A 22,096-nucleotide genomic window follows, 5' to 3' on the forward strand; every position below is an offset into this window, starting at 1 on the left:
GGGTTCCTTTTTTTACGGAATTACACAGGTTCCTCTTTTTTCTCATCATAATCGATCACGGCTTCCGGTAATGCCGTATACTTCGCCCAATAAAATACCGCAATGGAGCAGACCGCAATCAGAGTCAAATCTACAGGCGTCTTCAATAAGCCCAAACCGTTTCCGAAGGAGCCCAAGTATGAAAAAATCAGCAGTATGATATAGTAGCCGACAAGCCACCATGCAGACTTTAGCTGCTGTCGGAACGGTACATCATCCGTCGGGACGAATTTTTTGCAGGCCCAATAGATGGCAAACATCACCAGCTGGGAGCCGAGCAGCCACGAAACCGTATTCCATCCCGACCAGTACACAATAAATGACGCAAAGACGAATGAAATCGGGGCAATGACAGCCATGCCTTTAATCTGCAGCGGTTTTTTTACATGCTTCGCGTTAAGGTTTAAAGCTGCTGCAGATACTGGAGCAATCGCATAAGAAAGAATCAATGCAACCGAACAAACATTGACGAGCGCATCCCAAGACGGAAAAGGAAGCGTCCAGAAAACGGCCAGCCCAAATGACAGCCATAAAGACGGACGGGGAATTCCTGTAGGTTTATTGACCTTCTTGAACACTTGAAACAAAGTACCGTTCCGCGCCCATGCATATACTAAACGTGACGTCGTATTCATAAAGATATTTCCGTTCCCGCCCGGAGACAAAATCGCGTCCAGCACAACAAGAGTCGCAAGCCAGCCCAACCCCAGCAGAACGGCGATATCTTTAAATGGCAAAGAAAATTCCTTTCCAATCGCCTTCCAACCATTCTCAAGCATATCCGTCGGAATCGCGCCGATAAACACCACCTGCAAAATCGTGTAGATGCAGGCAGAAACGATGATACATATAATCAAAGCGACGGGAATATTCCGCTGCGGGTTTTTTACTTCGCTTGCGACCGAAACAATCGGATGAAGCCCGAGATAGGCGAACATGACACCGCCTGTCGAAATTGATGCCTGTACACCGGCAAAGCCGAACGGCGAAAAATCACCTGCTGTAAAATTGGCCGCTTTAAAGTGAAACGCAAGTACGACAATGATGGTCAAAGGAACAACATATTTAAAAATGGAAATGATCAAATTGGATTTTGCGAATGCTTTCACACTCCAGTAATTCAGCAAAAAGAACAAGCATAATAAAGTAAATTGCAAAAGCCAGCCGATGATGGTCGGCGACTCTGACCCTTCTATCGTCAATCCGGGAAACCAATAAGCCATATACTGGCGGACTGCTGTGACTTCAATCGAAATCAGACTGGTATACGCAACGATCGTGATAAAGGAAATTAAAGACCCGACAAGATGGCCGTGCGTATAAACAGGGTAGCGGATAATTCCCCCCGTGCGCGGCAAAGCTGCGCCAAGCTCCGCATAGACCAGACCGATTAACAGGATGATCACCCCTCCGATAATCCAGGAAAAGCTTCCCGCAGGTCCGGCTTTTGAAGCGACATTGCTGACGGCAAACAGCCAAGCTGAGCCGAATATCGCGCCCATCCCGATCAAAATCAGATCCAGCAATGACATTGTTTTTTTGAATTTGCCCTGGTTTGACATAATGCTTCCTCCTAGTCATACGTTCTAAAAAGTCACACATGAATAGAAAGTAGTATGTTCAAAATGTGACACTGTATACTTTTTAGCCTCTTCTGGACTTGTTCAAACAAAACAGCCCTGGGGAACATTTAAATTCCCCAGGGCTCGTATATGACCGGTTGTGCAAGATGCTTCTTCAAACCATTAATTTACCGTAATCGGCTTGAAAAACGCTTCGATTTCATCAGCGGCTTTTTCCGCTCCTCCCGCTTCTTTTATGTTTTCTTGCATGTCTTTGACCCGATTCAGAAGTTCAGTGTTATCATCGACTTGAGAGACGGCTTCCTGCAATCGTTGAACCGTGGTTGCTTCAGGCTGCAGATGACGGCCGAGACCAAGCTCTTCAACGCGGCGGGCCGTCATCTCCTGTTCAGGCATTTGCGGAATCACAACGAGAGGAACACCTTCATTTAATGCTTCCATCGTACTGTTCATTCCGCCATGAGTAATGAACAGCTTTGCTTTTTTAAGGATCTCGAGCTGCGGAACAGACTGACGAATCGAAAAATTGTCAGGGATGTCCTCAAAGCTTTCGGGATCGATGGCTGCTCCTACCGACATGATGACCTGCCATTTTGTATCCCTGAACGCATCGATGCACATACTATAGAACTCAGACCAAGCATTGAACGCCGTTCCCAATGAAATGAGCATCACCGGGCGGCCATCGTCTTTGACAAGCTGCTCATTGTTGTTCTGAAATTTACGTTCGGCAAGAGATGGACCAACAAAACGGAAACGTTCGTCAAATGTGTCGCCATAAGGCTGAAAAGCGCGCGGCATAAACACAATGTTCAGCTTTGCCGGTTCAAACAGTTCTTCAAATCTCGCTGTCGAAAAATTGGCATTTTTCAAATCAGAAACCTGTTGACCAACCTTTTCGATCTGCATCCTTTCTACCAGATCCTTGAATTGAAAATGCTCGTTCTGAGCATATGTCGAGCAAAGCCGCACCGCCTCGACCCCAAGCTTTTCCGCTATGAGTTTACCTGTCATGGCCATAAAATCGTAAACGATCAGGTCAGGCCGGTCATGTTGGTAAAGCTCTTCAAGCTGAGGCAAAACCTCTTCCACCTCTTTCATAAACATTTTCGGCGCCTGCGGCATATCTTCTTTATTTTTCATCATCTCTCTGATTGTTTGGGGATTGATGTTTAAAGTAGAGCGGTATTGAAGCGGCTCTGCCCCCGTTTCTTCAATTGCCGCGACAAACTCGTCTGTGACCGGATATGTCACGCGATAGCCGCGCTCCACGAGTTTTTTTGTTAATGCAAGTGTCGGATTAATATGTCCATGAGCCGGAATATTGAAAATGGCGATATGTTTTTGTTCCATTTTAAAACCTCCTGTAATGTTTTGGAATGCGGATGGCGGCAGTTTGCTGTAGTGCAAAAGAGTCACCGATCTCGCTTTCATGCACATATATTAAATGAAGATATTATAGATAATAAAGGAAAAACCCTTCAAAATTAAGGTAAAATTAAAAAATACTAATATAGTCCTTTCTTCGAAAATAAAACTCAGAGCTTTAGTCTCATCTTCGAAAAAAAACTTGACTTTCATCCTTATTTCGTTACCACAGCCTTATATTTCAGCCTTTTCCGATAAAAAAAAGACACCGGCAAAACATATAAATGTCAGCTCGGCGCCGAGGAATTTTTGTCAAAATTTTGTCTAAATTTACTTAAATTTAGCTTAAATTATAACGCAAATGATGGTAAATCCCTGAACTTTTTTATAATGTTATGTTTGTCGTGCCTGCACTATCAACAAACCGCTTTCTATTTCATTAACTATAGATATGAGAGGACTGGTTTTTTTGGAACACACAACAGATCAGCTCGATGCCTATCTAATGGAACAAGCATCCAGAAATCATTTTCACGGCAGCATCCTGCTGGCAGACAAGAATGGTATTATATTGTCCAAGGGTTACGGATACTCCAATTACAGGGATAAAATTGAAAACGGACCGGAATCGCGCTATCAGATCGCTTCTTTGACAAAGCAGTTTACCGCTGTTGCGATCATGCAATTGCACGAAAAAGGTCTGCTCAAGACATCTGACCCCGTTCAATTGTATTTGCCCGACTATCCGAACGGGGACAGGATCACCATCAAACACCTGTTAAGCCATACTTCAGGCATTCCGGATTTTTTGGAAGAAGAACTGCTCGATATCGAATTAACACTTTCGACATTGGACCAATTCATTTCCCTCTTTGTGGACAAGCCGCTCGAATTCACTCCCGGACAGAGATTTAGCTACAGCAATTCGGGTTACATCCTGCTGGCTAAAATCATTGAAACGGTCACAGACGACTCTTATGAACACAACATCCAAAAGTTGATATTTGAACCTTTAGGCATGAAAAACTCCGGATTTTTCACTTCTCCGGCAGATATTTTTCCAACAGTCGGATATTTAGCAATTAATCGGGGAACGGTTCAAGCGCCGATCGTCTACGGCCATGGAGAAAGCGGGCTCTACTCAACCGTCGAGGATTTATATTTGTGGGACCGGGCGTTATATACTGAAAAACTGATCTCGGAAAGCGCGCTTAAAGAAATCTTGTACAGCTGTGTCAGAAAACCGGCTTTTCCGTGTGACGGCCCGTTTTCAGGACTTGTGCAAAACAATTTGATCGGATATGGTTGGTTTATTAATAAACAAAATAAGTATAAAATATGGCATGATGGAGAAATCCACGGATTTATCAGCTCTATCAACCGCTTCATTGACCAAAAAAAGGTTCTCATCATGCTCAGCAATTGCAATCTATCAAAAGCTGATGAGATCTTGGCTTATTTGGAAGACGCGTTGTTAAAGATGTAATGAATTCATAGAAAGGCAGCGGACATCGGTATGATAAAAAAAGGATTAAGCTTTGTTGCGGTCATTGTAATGATCATGGCCGGATTTTCACAAAAAGAAGCCTGGCTTGAGCTGATCAAACTAGGCGGAATGTTGTCGGTCATGTTGAGCATCCTGCTCGTGGCAGCCTGCGTCTTTTTCCCTGTCGTACCGTTTGCCATCATCGCCGGCCTAAACGGAGCGGTTTTCGGTATCGCAAGCGGTGTCTTGATCACATTATCAGGATCGATGCTCGGCACAATGCTGCTGTTTTTTCTTGCCCGCTACGGATTCAGGGATTGGGCGAGGAAAAAGACTTCGAAATATCCTAAAATCAGTGAATATGAAGCTTATTTTCATCAGAATGCCTTTACAGCCGTCCTTTTGGGCAGGCTGATACCTGTCATTCCTTCCGTTGTCATGAACACTGTCTGCGGCTTGAGCACCATCAAATGGGCGGTCTTTTTCACAGCATCAACGCTCGGGAAAATCCCCAATGTCCTTGTCATATCGATTGCCGGCGCCAATTTCAGCGAACATAAACTGGTGTCCTTCGGCATCTATGGCGCGTACATGCTGATCATCATGATCATCATCTATAGAAAATACCCCCATCTTATCTCAAACCGTAAGAAAACAGAGCAGTCAGAGAAAACGCCTTAATAGAAGGCGTTTTTTTCTGCTAAAAGCATGCAATTAATCAATTACGACAGCCGTTCCGTATCCGATTAATTCTGAAGTGCCCTGTCCTGCCGAGAGTTCAAATCTTAATCCGACAATAGCGTTTGCTCCCAATTCTTCCGCTTGTTTTACCAAGCGTTCCTTGACCATTTTCTTCGAATCTTCAAGCATCTCTGTATAATTTTTCAGTTCTCCGCCAATCACCGATTTCAAACCTGATAAAATATCTTTTCCAATATTTCGCGATTGGACAATACTGGCTGTGACGATTCCCTTCACTTCTTGTACGGTTTGATGAGCGATCGTATCCGTTGTAACGATGAGCATGTGGCGTCCTCCTTTTTCTGCATATGATTTATATCGGCAGGATATTGGAAATGTTTAGCTTTGCTCATTTTCAATATCCTGCCGATTTTTGGTAATGGGAATGATTCATCATATTTTATGCGGCTTTCCATTATTGTTTAGCACCGGAATCCCCGGATGGGATGCCGCCGGCCTGGCCAACGGCGGCAGGCAGTACGTGTTAATAGATTATAAGCTTTTGACTTTGTTTAAAATCCCCAGCAGAATCTCTGCATTTTTTTCAGCAAATGGCGAATTCAACATTTCTTGATGGGCTCCGTATCCTTGATAAGAAAAAGGTTTTTGGATCGTCATGTTCGCAATATCCTGATTATCCCATTTTTCATGCTCGGCTTCAATTCGATGGATCTCGGCATTGATCGGCGCTTCGTAAACCATCTCCTGCCGATATTGATAAAAGCTCAAAACGCTTTTACGTCCTTGATTGCGAAGATATGTGATGTGCGCATGATCTTGTATATTGTTTTTCTTTACAAATTGTTCGATGATGAACTGTTCCACAAACTCTTCTGCATGTTTTTCCACCTTTTGCTGATCAAGCTTTTCTTTGCTGTTCTCCATTCTGCAGTCGAAAAGAATCAATTGTTCCACCCGGTCATTGTTGGATTCAAGCTGCTTAATCACCTCGTATGCAAGAGCAGAGCCCGCAGAGTATGCCAAAAAGTAATATGGGCCGTGCGGCTGAATGCGTTTAATCTGTTCCACATATTCACCAATGCGATTTGGCGATTCGATATAGTTCATTCCAAAGCCATTCCAGCCAGGAAGGTGCTCGCATAATGTCCGAAAAATATAGCCTGCCCCGCCAATACCGGGAAAACAATACAGATTGCCGTCTCCTTTTTTGCTGAGTTGAACCATATGACCCTTCAATTGATCAAAACTCAACTGCTTGGAGCTCGCGATGAATCCCGCAAAGTCTCTGATCCGCGGATATTGAAACACGGCTTGCAGCGGAACATCAAGATTCATCTCTTGTTTAATGCGCCATATAAGCGTCATCGCTTTCAGCGAATGGCCTCCAAGTTCAAAGAAATGGTCTTCAACGCCAATCCGCCCGATGCCGAGCACCTCCTGCCATAACCTGGCCAGCTGCGCTTCTGCTGCCGTATCCGGCGGGACGTGTTCGGCTGCAGAAACCGCACCATCCGGCTTTGGCAGCGCATGACGGTCAAGCTTTCCGTTTGCTGTCAAAGGCATTTGCTCAAGGGAGATAAAAAACGCTGGCACCATGTACGGAGGCAGCGCAACTTCCAAATGCGAACGAAGCTGTTTTGCCTCTGTGGGCCGTTCCGTGACGTAATAAGCGCACAGCGCCTTATCCCCGCCGGTGTCTTCCCTCATGATAACAGCCGCCTCCTTTACCGCGGGATGCTCAAGCAGCCGGTTTTCGATTTCTCCCGGCTCGATCCGGAAACCCCTGAGGTTGATCTGATGGTCTGTCCGTCCTATATACTCAATGTTTCCATCAGGAAGCCATCTGGCGAGATCGCCGGTTTTGTACATCCGCGCCCCTGGAGTGAACGGATGGGCCGCAAATTTCTCCCTCGTCAGTTCGGGCCTGTTCAAGTATCCGCGGGCAAGACCCGCGCCCCCAATACATAATTCCCCTGCAACTCCGACAGGCTGCAGCTTGTTATACCGGTTCATAATATAGACTTGGTCATTCGGCAGCGGTTTTCCTATCGGTATTGTTCGGTGATTGCCGGGCTCCACATGATAGGAAACAGCGTCAACTGTGCATTCCGCAGGACCATAAATATTGGTTATCACCGGCTTCGGACCGCCGCCATACATTTCCCAGATCCGCTCCACCAGATCCGCGGGCAATGCCTCTCCGCCAATGATAAAGTGTTTTACGTGAACCGGCCGCTTCGCTCCGGCCAGCAGCTGAAGATGGGCTGGTGTACCATCAGATATGTCTATGTTTTGCCGGTGATAAAAACCGGTCAGCAGCCGATGATCGAAGCGCGCCGCTTCGGGAGCGATCACCAGCGTGTGTCCCAGCAATAAGCTGGCGAATATCTGTTTAACGGATGCGTCAAAGTAAACCGGCGCAATCAGCGCAATTTTCAAGCTTTCAGCATAATGGCGGTAGATGCGCTGATACAAGCCATCGACCAAGTTGACAACATTGCTTTGTTCAATCAGGACTCCTTTTGGTTTGCCTGTCGAGCCTGACGTATAGATGGCATACGCAAGATGCTGTGGGCTTGAAACAGCCGGAAGATTCGATTCAGCCGGCAAAGATTCGATCTCATCCAATAGAACTGTTTCCCCGGCAAACGGAATGTTTTGTCCATTTTGGCGCCTCAATAAAAATTTTGCATGACTATCCTCGAGGATAAAACCCATCCGCTCTTCAGGTGAGTTCAAATCGAGCGGCAGATAAGCACCGCCCGCCTTTAAAATTCCGATTATGCCGATGATCATTTCGACGGAACGCTCAACCGCAAGGCCTACGATATCATCAGGTCTGACGCCTTTCTTTCTCAAAAGCCGTGCAAGTCGATTTGCTCTGTCGTTCAGCTCCCGATGTGTGATCGACTGATCTTCGCAGATCACCGCTGTCTGGCTTGGTCTGTGATAGACTTGTTCTTCAAACAGCTGATGAATCGTTTTATTTGTCGGCTCACCAGACTTTTCCTCATTGAATGTGTGAAGCAGCTGATGTCTTTCCTTCTCTGTCAAGATGTCGATCTCTCCGAGCCGTATGTCCGGATCGGCTGCCACCTGTTCAAGCAGCTGCTGCCAGTGACCCGCCCATCGCTCGACGGTCTCCTGTTTGAACAGTGCCGTGCTGTATTCCAATGCGAACAGGAGCCGTCCGCTTTGTTCCTTAACACGCATTGTCAAATCAAACTTGGCGGTCGTATGCTTCCGGTCGCATTGACGCAATTTGAGTCCATCCATTTTCAGCTCGTGCTGCTCGATATTTTGGAAAGAAAACATCACATCAAACACAGGGTTCCGATTTATATCGCGCCGCACTTCGAGCTTCTCCACAAGCGCCTCAAACGGCACTTCCTGATGGTCGAACGCTTCAAGCGTTGTTTTTTTAATGTCTGTTAAAAATGCTTGAAATGTTTTCTCCTCCTTCGGATATCCCCGCAGCGCCAATGTATTGACAAACATTCCCGCGATTTTTTCCAGATCTGGATGAGGGCGGCCGGCGATGGGTGAACCGACGATGATATCATCCTGTCCGCTGTAGCGTGAAAGCAATGTTTGGTACGCAGCGAGAAGCACCATATAAAGCGTCGCACCATTTTGTTCCGCCAGCCGTTCGAGCTTTCGCTTTAATTCTGCATCGGCGGTTGATTCGACAACGCCTCCGCGAAAATCTTGAACAGACGGCCTCGGCTTGTCGCCTGGCAGCTTCAGGTAAGGCAGTTCGCCTGCAAGCTGCGCAAGCCAATATGCTTCTTTTGCCCTATAGGCCTTTTTTTGGATCCGGCTGTTTTGCCAAACAGCAAAATCCTTGTATTGGATGCGCAGCGGTTTGAGCTCAAATCCCTGATAGAGCGCGTTGAACTCATTGATGAAGATACTCATCGTCATCCCGTCGGCAATAATATGGTGCATGTCGATCACAAGCAGATGCCGTTCATTCGAGATCGACATCACACCTGCCCGAAAGAGCGGTGCTGCGCTTAAATCAAACGGTTGTACAATCGAATCTACCCAGCGCTCTGCATCGGCTTCTGTCCCGCAAGTATGCGGCAAGGAAAATGGCACATCCTCCTCGACGATCTGCATCGGAACCCCTTCTTTCAGCACAAAACGCGTACGGAGCGATTCATGCCGCCTGATCAGCGCATGAATCGCTTGTTCCAGCCGCTGAAGATTGAACGCCCCCTCGACAACCATTACTGTCGGTATATGATAGGCTGTCGTCTCCGGATGCATGTGGTGGAGCATATACATTCGTTTTTGTGCCGGTGAAACCGGGTATTCCTGTTGCAGCGGAACAGGTTCGATTTCTTTGTATGCTGAGACTTCCCCATCTGCTTCTATTCGCAAAGCCAGCTGTCTCACCGTGGGGTGCTGAAATACATCCCGCACCGGCACTTCGGCTCCGAGCTCCCGATGAATACGCGACACAAGCAGCATCGCCTTGAGCGAATGCCCTCCAAGCTTAAAGAAATGGTCAGCGGCGCCGACGCGTTCAACACCAAGCACCTCCTGCCAGATGAGAGCTAAATCCCTTTCTGCTTGAGTTGCCGGCTCTACATACTCTGCCGCTGCAGATAGCCGGTCCGGCTCAGGCAAAGCTTTTTCATCAAGCTTGCCGTTCGGTGTCACAGGCATACGGTCAAGCTCGATAAAAAAGGACGGCACCATATAAAACGGCAGCGCCGCAGTGGTATGCGCGCGCAAATCACCGGGATTGACCGGCAGGCAGGCTACATAATATGCACACAATGTCTTGTCGCCATCAGCTTCCTCTTTGGCAATGACAGCTGCTTCTTTTATCGCTTCATATGCTAAAAGCGTTTGTTCAATTTCTCCCGGCTCAATACGATAGCCGCGTATTTTCACCTGATGGTCGATCCGTCCGAGAAATTCGATGCTTCCGTCAGGCAGCCAGCGGGCGAGATCTCCCGTCCTGTACATCCGTTCCCCCGGTGCGTAAGGGTTTGCTACAAATTTCTCCGCTGATAATTCCGGCTGATTTACATAACCGCGGGCAAGACCTTTTCCGCTGATGCACAGCTCTCCGGGAGCGCCGATCGGCTGGAGGCTGCAGGCTTCGTTTACGATATACATGCGGGTTCCGCGAATCGGGCGTCCGATCGTGATGTTTTCGTCTGGGCAAACGTCCCGCTGAACACTGGACGTGACACAGCTTTCTGTCGGCCCGTATTCGTTCACAAGCTCGATAAACGGAAAGTTCCTTTTGCTTCGGTAGACCATGTGTTCCGGCAGTCTTTCTCCGCCCATAATAACCGTCCGAAGAGAAGCGGCTGCTTCCGGCGTCAAAGCGTCGAGGAGAAGCGTATAGAAACTGGGCGGGCAGCATAAATGAGTGACATTATCAGATGCTATGATAGTGGATACGGCATTTGGATCTCTCGCCTGATCCTCCCCCGCCATGGCTACGGTCGCTCCTGTCAGCAGCGGAGAAAACGTGCTCAATATAGATGCATCAAATGTATAGGCGCCAAGCTGCAAGAACGTATTTTCGCTTGTCAAACGGTATTCGTCGGCATGCCACAGCAGATTGTGTGCAACACTTCTATGTTCCACCATCACTCCTTTTGGCTTTCCGGTTGTCCCCGACGTATAGATGACATAAGCCAAATTGTCTGGAGAAGCGCTCGGGGGCAAATGATCCGGATCGCCGAGGCCTTCCCAATTGATCTGTTGAAGGTTGAGAATCCGTTTTGAATCCATCACATCGATAGTCAATTGTTTTTGAGTGATCAGGATGTCTGCTTTGCTGTCTTTGATGACAAATTGAATACGTTCTTCCGGGTGGGACGGGTCAATCGGGACATACGCGCCCCCCGCCTTCAGGATTCCGAGAATGCTAACGATAACCAGAGGAGAACGGTCTGCCATAAGAGCGACGGTCGTATCCGGCTTTACCCCGTTTTCACGAAGCATATACGCGAGGTGATTGGCCCGGTTGTTAAGTTCCCTGTATGTCAGTCTGGCAGCCCCACACACAACAGCGGTCTTCTCCGGCGTTCTTTCGGCCTGTTCCTCAAACAGCTGGTGGACGGTTCTATCATTTGGAGCAGCGGCCTTTGTGCCGTTGAATGTATGTAACAGCCGGTGTTTTTCCGTTTTGGTCAACAAGTCAATCTCACCAAGCCGTATGTCCGGATCGTCTGCCACCTGTTCAAGCAGCTGCAGCCAATGTGTCGTCCAGCGCTCAATGGTCTCCCTTTCAAACAGCTCCGTCCTGTATTCCCACGTCAATTGCAGCTCTCCGTTTTTTTCTTCCGCCTGAAGTGTAAGATCAAATTTGGCGATTCTGTGTTTTTGTTGATACGGCCGCAGTGTGAGACCATCCATTGCCAGTTCGGCACTTTCTGTATTCTGCAGCACAAACATCGCATCAAATAGAGGGTTCCGGTTCACATCGCGGGGCGCACCGAGCCTTTCCACGAGCGCTTCAAACGGCACTTCTTGATGCTCATAGGCTTGCAGCGCCGTTTCCTTCATCTCTTCTAAAAAAGCCCTGAATGTTTTCTCACGCTGCGGATACCCCCTAAGCGCCAAGGTATTAACAAACATTCCGACGATCTTTTCAAGGTCGGCATGCGGACGCCCGGCGATCGGCGATCCGACAATTATATCTTCCTGCCCGCTGTAGCGGGCAAGAAGCGTCTGGTATGCTGCCAAAAGCACCATAAAAAGTGTAGCGCCGCTCTCCCCGGCCAGCTGTTTGAGCTTATGCGCCAGCTCCGGAGAGACAGATGATTCCACGGCACCCCCGATGAAGCTTTGTGCCGCCGGCCGCTTCCTGTCCGTCGGCAGCTGCAGCACCGGCAGTTCGCCGGATAGCTGCTTCAGCCAGTATTCCTCTTGTTTCTTGTACGCCTCACTTTTCCTCCGCTCATTTTGCCAAACGGCAAAATCTTTGTACTGAATCCTTAGCGGCGGCAGTTCAGCCCCATGATACAATTCGTTGAATTCATTGACCAAAATGCTGATCGCAACGCCGTCACAAATGATATGATGCATGTCAATCGCCAGCAAATGGGTCTCCTCAGACAGCCTCATGACTCCTACGCGCAGGAGAGGCGCGGCGCTTAAATCGAACGGCTGCACAAATGACTGCACCCATTGCCCGGCTTCCTCTTCTGTACCGTTTGCAGAACAAACTGTGAATGAAACATCCTCTTCAATCTGCTGTACGGGTTCGCCATCTACGATGACGAAGCGCGTACGCAGTGATTCATGCCGTTTGATCAGCTTCTGAAATGCTTGTTGAAGCCGCTCTTGGTCAAGCTTTCCTTCTGCAGTCAACACAAGAGGCATATTGTATGCTGTCTCGCGCGGATGGAGCTGCTGCAGCATATACATTCGCTTTTGCGCTGATGACACCGCATATTCCTCGACATATTCCCCCATGATATGTTATTCCTCCTTCCTCTTTACATTCCGCGGCGCCGGCTGAATGGAAGCAAACGGAGACATGCTTCCATTGGCCTCAATCCATACAGCAAGGTCTCTCACCGTCGGATGGAGAAACAGCTCCCTGAGCGGCACTTCCGCCTCTAATTCCTGGTGGATGCGGGCTATTAGAGTCATCGCTTTCAATGAATGGCCGCCCAGTTCAAAAAAGTGGTCTGTAGCCCCGACGCGCTCCACTCCAAGGACCTCCTGCCATAGAACGGCAAGTCGTGCCTCTGTAGCCGTAGCCGGCTCTGTATAAGCACTTGATAAACGTTTTGGTTCCGGCAGGGCTTTTCGGTCCAGCTTGCCGTTTGATGTCACAGGCATGCGTTCAAGCTCTGTCAAAGCTGACGGCATCATATATGCCGGGAGCGCAGCGGCAAGATATCCGCGCAATTCATCCGCCCCAACCGGCCTGTTGGCGGTGTAATATGCGCACACCTCCATGCCGCCGGCACCTTCCCTGGCAATCACAACTGCTTCCTTTACTGCATGATGCGCCATCAGCTGATGTTCGATTTCACCAAGTTCGATCCGATATCCGCGAATTTTGATTTGATGATCGATCCGTCCTATAAATGTAATTTGTCCGTCTGGCAGCCACTTTGCAAGATCACCTGTCCGGTACATTTTCGCCCCGCTTTGAAAAGGATCCGCTACGAATTTCTCATCGGTAAGCTTCGCTTGGTTGATATAGCCGGGGCCTACACTGTCACCTGAAATGTACAGCTCGCCTTCAACTCCGATAGGCACCAGCTTCTTCTGCTGGTTGAGCAAATAAATGCGTGTATTGGAAATCGGCCTTCCTATGGAAGGAAACTCGTCGATCTGATCATCCGGGTTCATCGTCAGCGTCGTCACGACATGCGTTTCTGACGGACCATAATAATTATGAAGCGAAATTTGCTTTTCCCGAAGCGCCTGTTTCATTTCGCCGCTAACGACCAGTTGCTCGCCAGCTGATGCAATATGGTCGACACATGCAGGAAAGCGGTCGGCATAATATTTATTTTGAAATAGAAATTTCAAGAAAGCAGCCGGCAGAAACAGAACCCGGATCTGGTGGCGGTCAATGATGTTCAGCAATTCCTCCGGATCTGTCTGCTGCTCTTTTGTGATCAGCCGCAGCGTCCCTCCCGACAACAGCGTAGAGAATATTTCATGATAGCTCGCATCAAAACTAAAAGTCGCATATTGCAGCACATGATGGCTGAAATCAATCCCCCCCATTGTCAGCTGAAAATGAATCAGGTTTACAAAATTGCGGTGATTCAGCATGGCGCCTTTAGGTTTTCCGGTGGTCCCGGACGTATAGATCACATAAAACAGATCGTCGGGCTGATTGACCGCTTGCGGATTGTGTGACGGCTCATCCAATAATTCATCGCTTTCAGGCTCAATGACCGTAACGCCGGCAGGTACCCGTTCAGCCAGATGGGACTGAACGACAAAAGTGGATGCCGAGCTATCTTCAATCATTAGGCGGATTCGTTTCGCGGGATAATCAGGGTCAACCGGTACAAAAGCCGCCCCGCTTTTCAAAATCCCGAGAATGCCGATGATCATTTCCGGTGAACGCTCCGTCATGAGTCCAACAACATCATTCGGATGAATGCCGCGGCTGCGTAATGAATGCGCAAGCCGGTTTGCCCGTTCATTCAGCTCACGGTATGTCAACTGTCGGTTCTTGAACGCTATCGCGATATGGTCCGGCGTCCTTTCTGCCTGTTCCTCAAATAACTGCTGGATCGTCTTATTTTGCGGATAATCCGCCTCTGTATCGTTAAATGTAATAAGCAGCTGATGCTTTTCAGCTTCTGTCAAGAGATCAATCTCTCCCAGCGGTATATCAGGGGTTTCAGCCACTTGCTCCAAAAGCCTCAGCCAGTGCCCTGTCCAGCGCTCGACCGTCTCCCGTTCAAACAGCGCTGTGCTGTAGCCCCACGTAAAGGCAAGTCCCGTTTCTCTCTCTTCTGCCTGCAGCGTCAGATCGAACTTGGCTGTTTTATACATCTGCCGTTTATACGGACGTAGCGTCAATCCGTTCATGTTAAGCTCTGCATCGTCCATATTTTGAAGCACAAACATCGAGTCGAATAAAGGATTTCTGTTCACGTCGCGATGCACTTCCAACTTTTCCACCAGTTCTTCAAATGGCACTTCCTGGTTCTCAAATGCCCCCAGCGCCATTTCCTTGATTTCCTGCAGAAAGGCTTTGAACGTTTTGTCGCCCCGGGGCTGTCCGCGCATCGCCAAAGTATTGGCGAACATTCCGGCGATCGGCTCCAAATCGGCATGCGGCCGTCCGGCGATCGGCGATCCTATGATCATATCTTCCTGTCCGCTATAGCGGGAAAGCAAGGTTTGATACGCCGCAAGCAGCACCATGTACAGCGTCGCCCCGTTATCCTTCGCCAATTGCTCCAGTTTCTGTTTTAATTCCAAATCGGCATGCGCTTCTATCGCATCGCCCGCAAAGCTTTGGACCGCAGGACGCGGTTTATCGGCAGGCAATTGCAGCAGCGGCAGTTCCCCGGATAGCTGCTCCATCCAGTATGCTTCTTTTTTTCTGTATGCTTCGTTTTTCATTCGCACATGCTGCCAAACCGCAAAATCTTTGTATTGAATTTTGAGCGGCGGCAAATCGGCGCCATCGTACAATTTGCTGAACTCATTTATAAAGATACTGAGGGTCACGCCGTCAGCGATGATGTGATGCATATCAATCGCAAGCAAGTGGCGATCTGCGCCTATTTCCATCATTCCTGCACGCAAGAGAGGAGCTTTGCTTAAGGCAAACGGCTGCACAAACGACTGCGCCCAATGGTCAGCTTCCTGCTCTGTACCGTGTACACGCGAAACCGTAAATGGTACTGTTTTCAGCACCTGCTGCACCGGCTCGCCCTCTGCTATAAAAAATCGCGTACGCAATGATTCATGGCGTTCAATCAGCTTTTGGAACACCTTTTCCATCCTTCTGTCGTCTACACGGCCATTCAATTCAAGAACGACCGGCATATTATAAGCAGTAGACTTCGGATCCAGCTGCTGCAGCACATACATCCGTTTCTGCGCCGATGAAACCGGATAGGTTTCCTGCCGGGGAACGGGCTCGATTCCCGCATATGGCGAAACGCTTTTCTTCGCTCCGACCCTATCTGCAAGCCCCCTCACCGTCGGATAGCGGAACACGTCCCGCAAGTGAATGTCCGTTCCGAATTCCTTGTGAATAAAAGAGACAAGCGTCATTGCCTTAAGTGAATGTCCGCCCAGATCAAAGAAATGGTCTGTCGCTCCTATCCGTTCGACCCCAAGCGTCTTCTTCCAAAGGTCGGCCAGACGTTTTTCCGTCTTCGTCGCCGGTTCTTCATATGCTGATGGAATAGATTGACAGTCGGGCTGAGGCAGCGCTTTTCGGTCAATTTTTCCGTTTGCTGTCAGCGGCATGGACGGAAGCCATGTAAAGAATGCCGGAACCATATACGCAGGCAGTGACAGAGCGGCATGGGCGCGCAGCTCATCCGCTGTCAGCCGCTGCTTTGCCACGTAATAAGCACACAAAGTTTTATCACCATTCGCTTCTTCCCGAGCGGTCACGACCGCTTCCTTTACCGCTTGGTGCTCGAGCATGCAATGTTCGATCTCCCCCAGTTCGATCCGGTACCCCCTGATTTTGACTTGATGATCAATCCGCCCTAAGTATTCAATATTTCCATCAGGCAGCCATTTCGCGAGATCTCCGGTTTTATACATTTGTTGACCTGCCTGAAACGGATGATCGACAAATTTCTCCGCCGTCAGCTTAGGACGATTCCAATAGCCGCGGGCAAGGCCCGCTCCGCTGATGCACAACTCGCCGGCAACGCCAATCGGCTGCATGTTCCTAAAGGGGCTGACCACGTATAATTGAAGATTATCGATCGGTTTTCCAATCGGAACCGTTGTTATGCCATCTGATAGCGGACACTCATAACAGCTTACTTCTACGGTGGCTTCTGTCGGCCCGTACATATTGATTAATTCAGCGCCGGTTTGACTGGACACCACACGCCGAAACCGCTCGGCCAATGGGGCAGGCAAAGCTTCGCCGCTGGCAAACACCTGCCTGATACTCCGGATCTGTTCAATTCGGCTGCCATCTTTAAGAGCATCGAGAAAAGCGGATAACATCGATGGAACAAAATGAAGGGTCTTAACACCGTACCGGGCGATGGTTTCGAGAATCACTTCCGGATCTTTTTCTCCCCCCGGCGGCAGCAGACACACTTTTGCTCCGACCTGTCCCCACCAAAACAGCTCCCATACTGAAACATCAAAACTAAACTGGGTCTTTTGCAGAACGACGTCATCGACCTCAAGCGGAAATTGTTTCTGCATCCAATGCAGGCGATTGACGACCGAATGGTGTTCGACCATGACGCCTTTCGGCTTGCCTGTTGAACCTGATGTGTAAATGACATATGCCATGTCATCTGCTTTACTAACCGGAGTCAGGTTGGCTTCGGCCTTCGTCAAACTGTCCGACTCGTCCAAGAGCATGCTTTCCCCGGAAAATGGAATGCTGCCGCCAATATGCGCCTGCTTTAATAACCAGCGCGTGCGGCTGTCCTTCAGCATAAACCCGATCCGTTCCTCCGGATAATCCGGGTCGATTGGAAGATATGCCCCGCCTGCTTTTAAAATGCCTAGTATCCCGACCAGCATCTCAATAGAACGCTCTGTCATCAGAGCTACGATATGATCAGGTTTGACTCCTTTCCCGCGCAGATCCCTTGCAAGCCTGTTCGCCCTCGCATTCAGCTCCCGATATGTGACCTTCCGACCTTCAAATAGGACAGCCGTTTGATCAGGCGTCCGTTCCACCTGTTCTTCAAATAGCTGATGAAGGGTTTTATTTCTCGGATACCTGGTTTCAGTACCGTTGAATTCAAATTGAAGCTGGTTTTTTTCCGCCTCTGTCAGTAAGTCGATCTCCCCGAGCTTGATGTCCGGGTTTTCCGCTACTTGCTCTAAAAGTCTTCGCCAATGTCCTGTCCAGCGCTCAATCGTTTCCCGTTCGAACAGTTCTGTCGAGTATTCCCAGCTAAATCGCAGCCGGCCGCTTTCCTCGTTTGCAAACAACGACAAATCAAACTTGGCGATCGTGTGCTCCTGTTCATAAGGGCTCAGTGTCAGTCCATCCATTGACAGCTTTGTCTTTTCCGTGTTCTGCAAGGCAAACATAACATCAAACACCGGATTCCGGTTGATGTCACGGCGCACCCCGAGCTTCTCAACAAGCGCTTCAAACTGTACTTCCTGATGTTCGAATGCGCCTAGCGCTGTTTCCTTGATTTCTTCTATAAATTCACGAAATGTCTTATGTCCTTCTGGACGCCCTCTCATCGGCAAAGTATTCACAAACATCCCGGCGATGTTCTCAAGGGACGCATGTGGGCGTCCTGCTACTGGCGATCCCACGATAATGTCATCCTGTCCGCTATAACGCGACAGTAATGTTTGATATGCTGCCAAAAGAACAATATACAGCGTTGATTCGCTTTTCTGCACCAGAAGTTCAAGCTTTTGCTTCAGTTTTGGCTCTGCGGCTGTTTCAATTATATTCCCGCTGAAACTTTGTTCCGCAGGCCGCGGTTTGTCCGCCGGCAGCTGCAGAACGGGCAGTTCACCGGAAAGCCGGTCCAGCCAGTATGTTTCTTGATTGCTGTACGCCTCGCTTTCCATCCGCATATGTTGCCAAACCGCAAAATCTTTATATTGAATCGCAAGAGGCGCGAGCTCGATTTCGTGATACAGCGCATTGAACTCTTGAATGAAAATATTTAGCGTCATACCGTCTGCGATAATGTGATGCAAATCTATTGCAAGCAGGTGCCGCTCAGCTGTTACCTTCATGACTCCCACCCGGAGCAGCGGAGCTTTGCTTAGGTCAAACGGCTGTATAAACGACTTCACCCACCGCCCTGCTTCATCATCTGTCCCGTGATGGTAAGTAACATGAAACGATACATTTTCTTCAATCCGCTGCACCGGTTCGCTGTCTGTCAAGACAAATCGGGTGCGCAGCGATTCGTGGCGGTTGATCAATTTTTGAAACGCCTGCTCCAAACGGTCATAGTCCAGTATGCCTTCCGCCACCAAAACGGCCGGTACATTATAAGCTGTTGCCCCAGGATCGATTTGCTGCAGTACGTACATTCGTTTCTGCGCAGATGACACCGGGTACTCTTTTTGACGCGGAATAGGAGTGATTCCGATGTAAGGTGATATTTTGCCATTCTCATCGAGCCATGCGGCAAGTTCTCTCACCGTTGGATGACGGAATAACTCACGCAGCGGGACTTCCGCTCCAAATTCCTGATGAATCCGGGCTACGAGCATCATCGCTTTTAAGGAATGTCCGCCCGACTTGAAGAAATGACTCGAAGCACCGGCTTTTTTAACTCCAAGCACCTCCTGCCAAAGGGCGGCCAAACGAGTTTCTGTTTCCGTCTCAGGCTCTACATGCGAATCCATAGCAGATACACGCTCCGGCTCGGGAAGCGCCTTCCGGTCAAGCTTGCCGTTTGGTGTCAGCGGCATCTTTGAAAGCTTTGTAAAGAATGACGGAACCATATATGATGGCAGCGCTTCTGCTATTTGATCACGCAGCTGTTCTGCTTCAATCGGTTGGCCCGGCACATAAAAAGCGCACAGCTCCTTTTCCCCGGATGCGTTCTCTCTTGCGGTGACAACCGCTTCCTTGACAGAATGGTGGGCTGAAAGATGAGCTTCGATTTCACCTAATTCGATCCGGTATCCGCGGATCTTGATCTGTTGATCAATCCGTCCCAAGTACTCGATATTGCCGTCCGGCAGCCATCTGGCCATATCGCCCGTTTTATACATCCGGCCGGGAGCAAATGGATTAGGAACAAACTTCTTTTCGGTCAGCTCCGGCTGATTCAAATAGCCGCGGGCCACCCCGGCTCCGCCCACGCATAATTCGCCGGGTGCTCCGACAGGCTGGAGCCGTCCCTCTGAATTCACGATATAAGCTGAAGAATTGCTGATCGGCCTGCCGATCGGAATCGGATCCCGATCATCCTGAATCCGATAACACGCCGAGAATGTCGTATTTTCGGTCGGCCCGTAGCCATTCCATATGGTCAGCGCCGGACAGGACTGTTTCACCATTCGAACATGTCGAGCCGACAGGACGTCGCCTCCGATGATTAAATGCTGCAGTCCGGCGAACATGTTTGCATTTTCATGTGCGAGCTGATTGAACAATGGCGAGGTCAGCCACATCGTTGAAATGCAGTTGTCTTTCAAAAAGCTCGTCATCTGTGCTGGATCAAGCAGCATATCCTTGCTCACCGGATAAATTGCGCCTCCGTGAAGAAGGGTTCCGAACACTTCAAAAACCGATGCATCAAAGCTTATCGCGCCAGTCTGTGCAAGGCGTCCGATTTGTGCGAACGGTACATATGACGAGCTATTTACTAAATGGACCACATTTTGATGTTCGACCATGACTCCTTTCGGTTTGCCTGTAGTCCCCGATGTGTACATAATGTATGCCAATTGCTGCGCCGTCGATGCGAGTTCCAAATTGGAGCTTTCGTATGGAGCTGAAACAGCATCCTCAATGAAAAGCACTGCTTCACTGCCGATAAAAGGAGGAACTGCCTCTTTCGTTGCAAGAATCAGCTTCGCTCCGCTGTCTTCCAGCATATAATGGATCCGCTCTTGCGGATATTCCGGGTCGACAGGCACATACGTCCCGCCGGACTTGAGGACGGCGAAAATTGCCGTTATCATCTCAATCGATCGATCTGCGACGACAGCCACAGCAACTTCGGGGCCCGCTCCCATTTTCCTCAATGCGCGTGCCAGTCTGTTGGCGCGCTTGTTCAGCTCGCTGTAGGTCAGCTGCTGCTCTTTATCAACCACCGCAGCGGCATCAGGCGTCCGTTCCACCTGCTCCTCAAACAACTGGTGAATCGTTTTATTCCGAGGAACAGCCGGATCCGTTTGATTGAATGTGCAAATGAGCCGGTGCTTTTCGGTTTCTGTCAATAGATCAATCTCTCCGAGTCTGATATCCGGATCATCTGTTATCTGCTTCAACAGGCAAAACCAGTGACCCGTCATCCGCTCGACCGTCTCGCGCTCGAACAGGCCTGTGCTGTATTCCCATGTAAACCGCAGACCGCCCCTTTGTTCCTTCGCCTGGAGCATCAGGTCGAACTTTGCGATCTGATGTGTTACTTCATATGGATGAAATGCCAGTCCGTCCAGCACCAGCTCTTGATCCTCTACATTTTCCAGAACAAACATGGTGTCAAAGACGGGATTTCGATATCCATCACGCGAAATTCCAATCTTTTCCACGAGGGCTTCAAACGGCACCTCCTGATGGTCGAAGGCTCCAAGCGTAACCTCCTTGATTTCTTCCAAAAACGAGCGAAAAGACTTTTCTTTTTGCGGGTATCCCCGAAAAACCAGTGTATTGGCAAACATTCCGGCCACCTTTTCAAGCGAAGGATGCGTCCGTCCGGCGACGGCCGATCCGACGATGATGTCATCCTCTCCACTGTAGCGGGCAAGCAGCGCTTGATATGCCGCCAACAACACCATATAGAGCGTCACTCCGTTTTCCCTTGCCAGCTTCTTCAGCTTTTCCTGCATCATCATATCAGCAGTTGCTTCCACTGCGTCCCCGGTAAAGCATGGCATCTGGGGACGCGGTTTATCAGCCGGAAGCTTCAATACCGGCAGTTCACCGGAAAGCTGTTTCAGCCAGTAAGTTTCCTGTCTCGCGTATTCCTCGCTTTTCATCCTTTCATTTTGCCAGACGGCATAATCTTTGTACTGGATCGTAAGCGGCTCCAGCCCGTCTCCCTTATAAAACGTCCCAAGTTCTTCGATAAGCATCTTCACTGTAACACCGTCAGCGATAATGTGATGCAGATCCACAGCCAACAGACAGCGTCCGTTCGGAAGTATCATCACTTCGACCCGCAAAAGCGGGGCTTTGCTTAAGTCAAACGGCTTTATGAATGACTGCGCCCAGCGTTCAGCGCCCTCTTCTGTTCCATAAGTGTACGCTATGTCAAACGGCACATCGTTCAGGACCTGCTGCACCGGCGCCCCCTCTTTCAAAAAAAATCGAGTGCGCAATGCTTCATGCCGCATCATCAGCTGGCGGAAAGCTTGTTCCAGCCGATGATGCTCCAATTCACCTTCTATCATCAAAATCTGCGGCATGTTATAAGCTGTTGCCGCAGGATCGATTTGCTGCAGCACATAGATTCTTTTTTGGGCCGATGAAAGTTCATACGCGTCTTGATGCGGGATAGGCTCAATTTTGATATGTGAACCTTCTTTTACAGGCTCTTCGGCCACTCCGTACTTCCTCCAATCAATCGGCATCGCCTTT

The 22,096-nt window shown here is 49.1% G+C and carries 7 protein-coding genes; 2 read left to right on the top strand and 5 right to left on the bottom strand.

All coding sequences use genetic code 11. From position 1 onward, the window contains the following. Positions 1-20 precede the first annotated feature (20 nt). Positions 21-1,601 carry an APC family permease gene (locus tag BTR1S_RS06785; RefSeq protein ID WP_006640271.1) on the bottom strand — a complete coding sequence of 527 codons (1,581 nt, stop codon included), beginning with the start codon at positions 1,599-1,601 and terminating at the stop codon, positions 21-23. 183 nt (positions 1,602-1,784) lie between these two features. Continuing rightward, positions 1,785-2,975: a macrolide family glycosyltransferase gene (locus tag BTR1S_RS06790; RefSeq protein ID WP_006640272.1), complete on the bottom strand. Its 1,191-nt coding sequence runs from the start codon at positions 2,973-2,975 to the stop codon at positions 1,785-1,787. 484 nt (positions 2,976-3,459) lie between these two features. On the opposite strand from BTR1S_RS06790, the gene BTR1S_RS06795 reads away from it, so the two are divergent. Continuing rightward, on the top strand, positions 3,460-4,476 hold the full coding sequence (locus tag BTR1S_RS06795) for a serine hydrolase domain-containing protein (protein WP_006640273.1): 1,017 nt from the start codon (positions 3,460-3,462) through the stop codon (positions 4,474-4,476). A 30-nt stretch (positions 4,477-4,506) separates the two neighbouring features. Then, entirely contained in the window at positions 4,507-5,157 is a 651-nt protein-coding gene (locus BTR1S_RS06800; protein WP_006640274.1) for a TVP38/TMEM64 family protein, read from the top strand. A 33-nt stretch (positions 5,158-5,190) separates the two neighbouring features. On the opposite strand, the gene BTR1S_RS06805 is transcribed toward BTR1S_RS06800, so the two are convergent. The 3 genes from BTR1S_RS06805 to BTR1S_RS06815 all read right to left on the bottom strand — a co-directional run bounded on the left by BTR1S_RS06805 (position 5,191) and on the right by BTR1S_RS06815 (position 22,089). After that, positions 5,191-5,502 carry a YbjQ family protein gene (locus BTR1S_RS06805; protein ID WP_006640275.1) on the bottom strand — a complete coding sequence of 104 codons (312 nt, stop codon included), beginning with the start codon at positions 5,500-5,502 and terminating at the stop codon, positions 5,191-5,193. A 207-nt stretch (positions 5,503-5,709) separates the two neighbouring features. Then, on the bottom strand, positions 5,710-12,627 hold the full coding sequence (locus BTR1S_RS06810; protein WP_029418909.1) for a non-ribosomal peptide synthetase: 6,918 nt from the start codon (positions 12,625-12,627) through the stop codon (positions 5,710-5,712). Positions 12,628-12,633: 6 nt separating this feature from the next. Beyond that, on the bottom strand, positions 12,634-22,089 hold the full coding sequence (locus tag BTR1S_RS06815) for a non-ribosomal peptide synthetase (RefSeq protein WP_051397524.1): 9,456 nt from the start codon (positions 22,087-22,089) through the stop codon (positions 12,634-12,636). Positions 22,090-22,096 lie beyond the last annotated feature (7 nt).

Origin of the sequence: Bacillus sonorensis NBRC 101234 = KCTC 13918 (assembly GCF_001592005.1) — a bacterium.
In the GTDB taxonomy this organism is placed as follows: domain Bacteria; phylum Bacillota; class Bacilli; order Bacillales; family Bacillaceae; genus Bacillus; species Bacillus sonorensis.

Coding starts and splice junctions, on each gene's coding strand:
- BTR1S_RS06785 (WP_006640271.1), bottom strand. CDS start 1,601: ATGTCAAACCAGGGCAAATTCAAAAAAACAATGTCATTGCTGGATCTG.
- BTR1S_RS06790 (WP_006640272.1), bottom strand. CDS start 2,975: ATGGAACAAAAACATATCGCCATTTTCAATATTCCGGCTCATGGACAT.
- BTR1S_RS06800 (WP_006640274.1), top strand. CDS start 4,507: ATGATAAAAAAAGGATTAAGCTTTGTTGCGGTCATTGTAATGATCATG.
- BTR1S_RS06805 (WP_006640275.1), bottom strand. CDS start 5,502: ATGCTCATCGTTACAACGGATACGATCGCTCATCAAACCGTACAAGAA.
- BTR1S_RS06810 (WP_029418909.1), bottom strand. CDS start 12,627: ATGGGGGAATATGTCGAGGAATATGCGGTGTCATCAGCGCAAAAGCGA.
- BTR1S_RS06815 (WP_051397524.1), bottom strand. CDS start 22,089: ATGCCGATTGATTGGAGGAAGTACGGAGTGGCCGAAGAGCCTGTAAAA.